The following is a 5,427-nucleotide window of genomic DNA, read 5'->3' on the forward strand; positions in this document are numbered from 1 at the left end:
CCTGGCCGCGCTGGTGGCCCCGGCGCCCGCGCCCGGCGCCGACGCCGCCCCGGAGCACGTGACCGCGCGGCACTGGGAGGTGCACCGGGCGCTGCTGCGCGGCGACGTGGCCCCGGCGCCGGTGGGCGTCGTGTTCGACTCGGCAGACGACGTGCGGGCGTTCCTGGCCGAGTCGCACGCGGCGCTGCACGGCGCGCTGGAGCGGGTGGCGGGGCGGTGGGAGTTCCGCCTTCACGTGGGAGTGACGGAGCAGGGGCTCGCCCGGCAGATGGCGCTGGACCTGTCGACGCACATCTACGCCGAGCTGCGCCGCATCTCGGCCGGCGCGATGACGTTGGCGCCGGCCGCGGGCGGGGTGCTGAGCGCGGCGTTCCTGGTAGAGCGCTCGGCGTCAGTCGCGTTCCAGGACCGCGCGGAGGTGCTGGGGCACCTGAACGGCGCGCTGGCTCTGGACCTGACCGGCCCCTGGCCCGCGTACGACTTCGTGCACATGCACGCTGTGACGCCGAGTGCGTGAGTGCGTGAGTGCGTGAGTGCGGGAATCTGCGGGAATCTGCGGGAATCTGCGGGAATCTGCGGGAATCTGCGGGAATCTGCGGGAATCTGCGGGAATCGCGATCTGGACACGGGAACCACCGACGAGCCTGTCATCCTGAGGCCCAGGCGCACCGAACTCGCCCGTAGCAGACACTTCGCGGGCCGAAGGATCTAGCCGCGGATACGTACGAGTCAGGGCGCGACAGCGGTCTCCGTAGCCGAGGCCTCGGCTGCCGTGGGGCCCTCACCCGGCCGCGCTGACACGCGTGCCACCCTCTCCCGCAAGCGGGAGAGGGTGTACACTTCGGGGTCGAGGTGTGGTGGAAGGCAGGCCCGGCGCTCGGGCTGGCGCCCCCCATCCCCAACCCTTCCCCCGCAAACTGCGCGGGGGAAGGAAGCCAGCCGAGTGCGGGAACCCAGCCGAGCCGCACTCGAATTCTCCCTTTCCCCTGCGAAGCGGGGGAGAGGGCCGGGGAGAGGGGGCTCCCGCCGCATGCGAGGCACCCGACCCCACCGGCACGAAGTTCCCCCCTCTCCCGCGCAGTTTGCGGGGGAGGGGCCGGGGGGGGGGCCACCCGCGGCATGCACCGGCAGCCAGCCCCATCCGGCACGAAGTTCCCCCTCTCCCGCGCAGTATGCGGGGAAGGGGCCTGGGGAGGGGGAACCACCACACCACCGAGAGCCGAATGAAGCTGGACTTCGAGATCGTCGAGCTGAACACAAAGCACGCATTCAACATCGCGCGCGAAAAGGCGCCGCCCTCGCGCCGGCTCGTCTGGGTGCGCATCCGCGACGAGGACGGCGTCGAAGGCTGGGGCGAAGCGTCGCCCCAGCCGTTCTACGGCGAGACCGCGGATACGGTGCTCGCCGTCCTGCCGCGCCTGGCCGGCGCGCTGCAATCCGCGTCCGGCGGCGATCCGTTCGCGCTGGAAACGATCGACGAGGCGCTTCACCACGCGCTGGCCCACCACGGCTCGGCGCGCGTGGCCATCTCGTGCGCGCTACACGATCTCATCGGCAAGAAGCTGGGCGTGCCCGTGTGGAAGCTGTGGGGGCTGAACCCCGCGTCCGCGCCCAGGTCGTCGTTCACCATCGGCATCGACGAGCTCGACGTGATGCGCACCAAGGTGCGCGAGGCGGCTGGCTATCCCATCCTCAAGATCAAGGTGGGCACGCCGCGCGACCGCGAGATCCTGGCGATGATCCGCGAAGAGGCGCCGGATGCGGTGATCCGCGTGGACGCCAACACGGGCTGGACGGCCAAGCAGACCATCGCCGCCATGCCCATGCTGCAGGAGTTCGGCGTGGAGTTCGTGGAGCAGCCGCTCCCCGCGCACGACCTGGCCGGCCTGAAGCTGGTGCGCGAGAACTCGCCGCTGCCCATCATCGCCGACGAGTCGGTGGAAACCGCGGCGGACGTGGCGAAGCTGGCCGGCGTAGTGGACGGCGTGAACATCAAGCTGTCCAAGTGCGGCAGCCTGCGCGAGGCCATCCGCATCGTCCACGCGGCGCGCGCGCATGGGATGAGCGTGATGCTGGGCTGCATGATCGAGTCGACCTTGGGCATCGCCGCCGCCATACAGCTCACGCCACTGGTGGACTACGTGGATCTGGATGGCGCCGCGCTCCTCGCAGCGGATCCCTTCCGCGGGCCGGGGCTGGAGGCGGACGGAACCCTGCGCTTCAATCGGGAGCCGGGTCTGGGCGTAACGCGGGCGGAGTAAGGTTCGCGCCGAGGGTCGGTGCCGTGGCTGAAGGTGGGGGGTAGGCGGGACGGCGCAAACGGGATTACCTTTCGGGTCACCCAGTTCACGCCGTTGCGCGAACAATTGCTGTCCCCCCAATCGGAATCCCGGCAGATGCGTAAGATCAAGCTCGACCTGAACGACCTCCAGGTGGCGTCGTTCGCGACCATGAGCCCGGACGCGGGCGGCGGAACGGTGCTGGCCAACGCGAAAACGGACGCGGTGGCCACGGAATGCTGCGAAACGTACGCGCCCTACGTCTGCGCCTCGGCAGACGACGGCTGCCCGACCGCGGGGCACGCGTGGACGTACTGCAATCCGGAATGCGAGACGGACCCGTCGGTCTGTCCGTTGTAAGCCGAAGCGTCGGAGCCGTCCGAGCCCCGTCCGGCGACGCGTCAGCGGCGCCGGACGGGGCTTTCCGTTGCGGTCACTCGCTCCCGTCCCGGGCTGAGCTTCCTGGGCCGAGCCGGGGCCCTCGCGACGGGAACCCGCGCGGCACAGATTGTCGTTGTTGCCGACCGTACTCTGCACCCTGTTCCCTGTGCCCTGAGCTTGTTCGTCGAAGTCGCACTGCCGCTTCCCCTTCCGCGCACCTTCACGTACGCGGTTCCGCCCGAGCTGCGCGATGCCGCGCGGCCGGGCGCGCGCGTGCTGGTGCCGTTCGCCAACAAGGAAAAGATCGGCTGGATCGACCGCGTGGCCGACGAGCCGCAGCGCGGGAACCGGATCAAGCCCGTCACCGCCATCCTCGACACGACACCGTCCGCCACGCCCACCGTCCTGCGCCTCAGCCGCTGGATCGCCGAGTACTACCTGGCGCCCCTGGGCCAGGTGCTCCGCACCGCACTCCCCGCCGGCCTCGCCGATTCCTCCACGGACTTCATCGTCCTGGCCAGCGACCCGGGTGACGAGGGGCTGACGCAGCATGAGGCGAAGCTGGTCGACTTCCTCCGCGGGCGCGAAGGGCCGCAGCCCGTCGCGCGCGTCCGCCGCGAACTCGGCGAGCGTGCGTCGTGGCCCATCATCCGCCGGCTGGAAGAGCAGGGGATCCTCCGCGTGGAAACCGAGGCCCCCCGCGAGCAGCCGCCGGTCCGCACCCGGCGGATGCTGGCGATCGCCCAGGTCCTGCCGACGCTGCTGGCCCGCGAAGAGGCGTTCGGCAGGGCCAAGCGCCAGCGCGAGGCGTACGAGGTGATCGAAGGGCTGGGCGGGCGGGTGGAGGCGGCGCACCTGACCGGACAGATGGGATTCACCACCGAGATCGTCCGGCAGCTGGTGAAGAAGGAGCTGCTCGCGGTCGAGGAAGAGGAGGTCTCCCGCGATCCCTACGCGCAGATCCCGGATGGCATCGCCCCGCGGCTGAAGCCGACGGAAGCGCAGGCCGGCGTGATCGTGCACCTGCAGCACGCATCCCGAACCGCCACGCCGGGAACGTTCCTGCTACGCGGGGTGACCGGATCGGGGAAGACGCTCGTGTACATCGAGCTGCTGCGCGAGGTGGTGGATCGCCAGGGGAAGACCGCGATCGTCCTGGTGCCCGAGATCGCGCTGACGCCGCAGACGGTGGGGCGCTTCAAGGCCGTGTTCGGCGACCGCGTGGCCGTTCTCCACTCCGCCCTTTCCGACGGCGAGCGGTACGACGAGTGGCGCTCGCTGCGCTCCGGCGAAAAGCGGATCGTCGTCGGCGCGCGCTCCGCCGTGTTCGCGCCGATGGAAAACGTAGGCGCGATCATCGTCGACGAGGAGCACGAGGGCTCGTACAAGCAGGGCGAGGCGCCGCGGTACCACGCCCGCGAGGTGGCCGTCGTCCGCGCGGCCATCGAGGGCGCCGTCTGCCTGCTGGGCTCGGCCACCCCGGCGCTGGAAAGCTGGGCGAATGCGAAGGCCGGCAAGTACACGCTGCTGGAGCTTCCCCATCGCGTGGGCGGGCAGCCGCTGCCGCCCATCCGCATCGTCGACCTGCGCAAGGAGCGCGAAAAGATCAAGAAGACCACGGGCCCCCTGCAGGAGCCGTCACCCGTGGTCGTTTCCGACATCCTGGCGGAGGCCGTCCGCGAGCGCATCCGCAAGCAGGAGCAGACCATCCTGCTGCTCAACAGGCGCGGGTACGCCACCTTCGTGCAGTGCCGCGAGTGCGGGCTGGTGTGGCACTGCCCGCACTGCAACGTGTCGCTGACCTACCACCGCAAGCGCCACCGGCTGACCTGCCACTACTGCCTTCACGAGGAGCCCGCGCCCAAGCACTGCCCGTCGTGCGGGTCGGACGAGCTCAGCTTCAAGGGCGTGGGAACGGAGCAGGTGGAGCGCGCAGTGGAGGAGGCGTTCCCCTCGGCCCGCATCGCGCGAATGGACGTGGACACCACCGGCGGAAAGTGGGCGCACCACGACATCCTGGGACGGGTGGAACGGGGCGAGGTCGACATCCTGCTGGGCACGCAGATGATCGCCAAGGGGCTCGACTTTCCGAACGTCACCCTGGTCGGCGTGATCAACGCCGACACGGGGATCAACCTTCCCGACTTTCGCGCCACCGAGCGCACCTTCCAGCTGCTCACGCAGGTGGCGGGACGCGCCGGACGCGGACCCAAGGGCGGCGAGGTCTTCATCCAGACGGCGCTGCCCAACCACTACGCCATCATCTCCGCCACGGAGCACGACTTCGTGGGCTTCGCCGAAAAGGAGTTCGACACCCGCCGCGACCCCGCCTACCCGCCCTTCTCTCGGCTGATCAACGTCGTCGTCAGCGGGGTGGACGAGCAGCTCACGCAGGAGGCCGCCGTCGCCGCCGCCGACTGGATGTCCGGCCTGCTCACCGCGCGCAAGGTGGCGGATGTGGTTCTCGTCGGCCCGGCGCCGTGCCCCATCGACCGCATCCGCACGCGCTGGCGCTGGCACTTCATCCTGCGCTCTCCCAACGCCAGGGTGCTGGGACAGGTCGGGCGCTACTTCTACGAGAAGTACCGGATTCCCGCCAACAAGGCCGACCTTCGCATCGCGCTGGACCGCGATCCCGTCGCGCTGCTGTAACGCGGTTTTGCGTCGCGTCCCGCAACTATTTGAGGCTCTTCGGGTTACGGAGGATGGGCGCGGAACATGGCTCATCCGAGGCGATTCGTGTTCACGATGGCGGCTTCCACAACAT

4 protein-coding genes are annotated in these 5,427 nt (G+C 70.0%); all 4 read left to right on the forward strand.

What is annotated here, in order from left to right:
- Positions 1-517, forward strand: a 517-nt coding sequence (locus tag VIB55_RS00885; RefSeq protein ID WP_331874773.1) for a GvpL/GvpF family gas vesicle protein, incomplete at its 5' end; no start/stop codon positions are given.
- A gap of 706 nt (positions 518-1,223) precedes the next feature.
- Entirely contained in the window at positions 1,224-2,261 is a 1,038-nt protein-coding gene (locus VIB55_RS00890; RefSeq protein ID WP_331874774.1) for a dipeptide epimerase, read from the forward strand.
- A gap of 135 nt (positions 2,262-2,396) precedes the next feature.
- On the forward strand, positions 2,397-2,639 hold the full coding sequence (locus tag VIB55_RS00895; RefSeq protein WP_331874775.1) for a hypothetical protein: 243 nt from the start codon (positions 2,397-2,399) through the stop codon (positions 2,637-2,639).
- A 198-nt stretch (positions 2,640-2,837) separates the two neighbouring features.
- Positions 2,838-5,312, forward strand: a complete 2,475-nt coding sequence (gene priA, locus VIB55_RS00900; RefSeq protein WP_331874776.1) for a primosomal protein N' — start codon at positions 2,838-2,840, stop codon at positions 5,310-5,312.
- Positions 5,313-5,427: the final 115 nt, after the last annotated feature.

The organism is Longimicrobium sp. (genome assembly GCF_036554565.1).
Taxonomy (GTDB): domain Bacteria; phylum Gemmatimonadota; class Gemmatimonadetes; order Longimicrobiales; family Longimicrobiaceae; genus Longimicrobium.

What these genes read in the sequence shown, in the direction of transcription:
- VIB55_RS00890 (WP_331874774.1), top strand. Translation starts at nt 1,224, where the DNA reads ATGAAGCTGGACTTCGAGATCGTCGAGCTGAACACAAAGCACGCATTC.
- VIB55_RS00895 (WP_331874775.1), top strand. Translation starts at nt 2,397, where the DNA reads ATGCGTAAGATCAAGCTCGACCTGAACGACCTCCAGGTGGCGTCGTTC.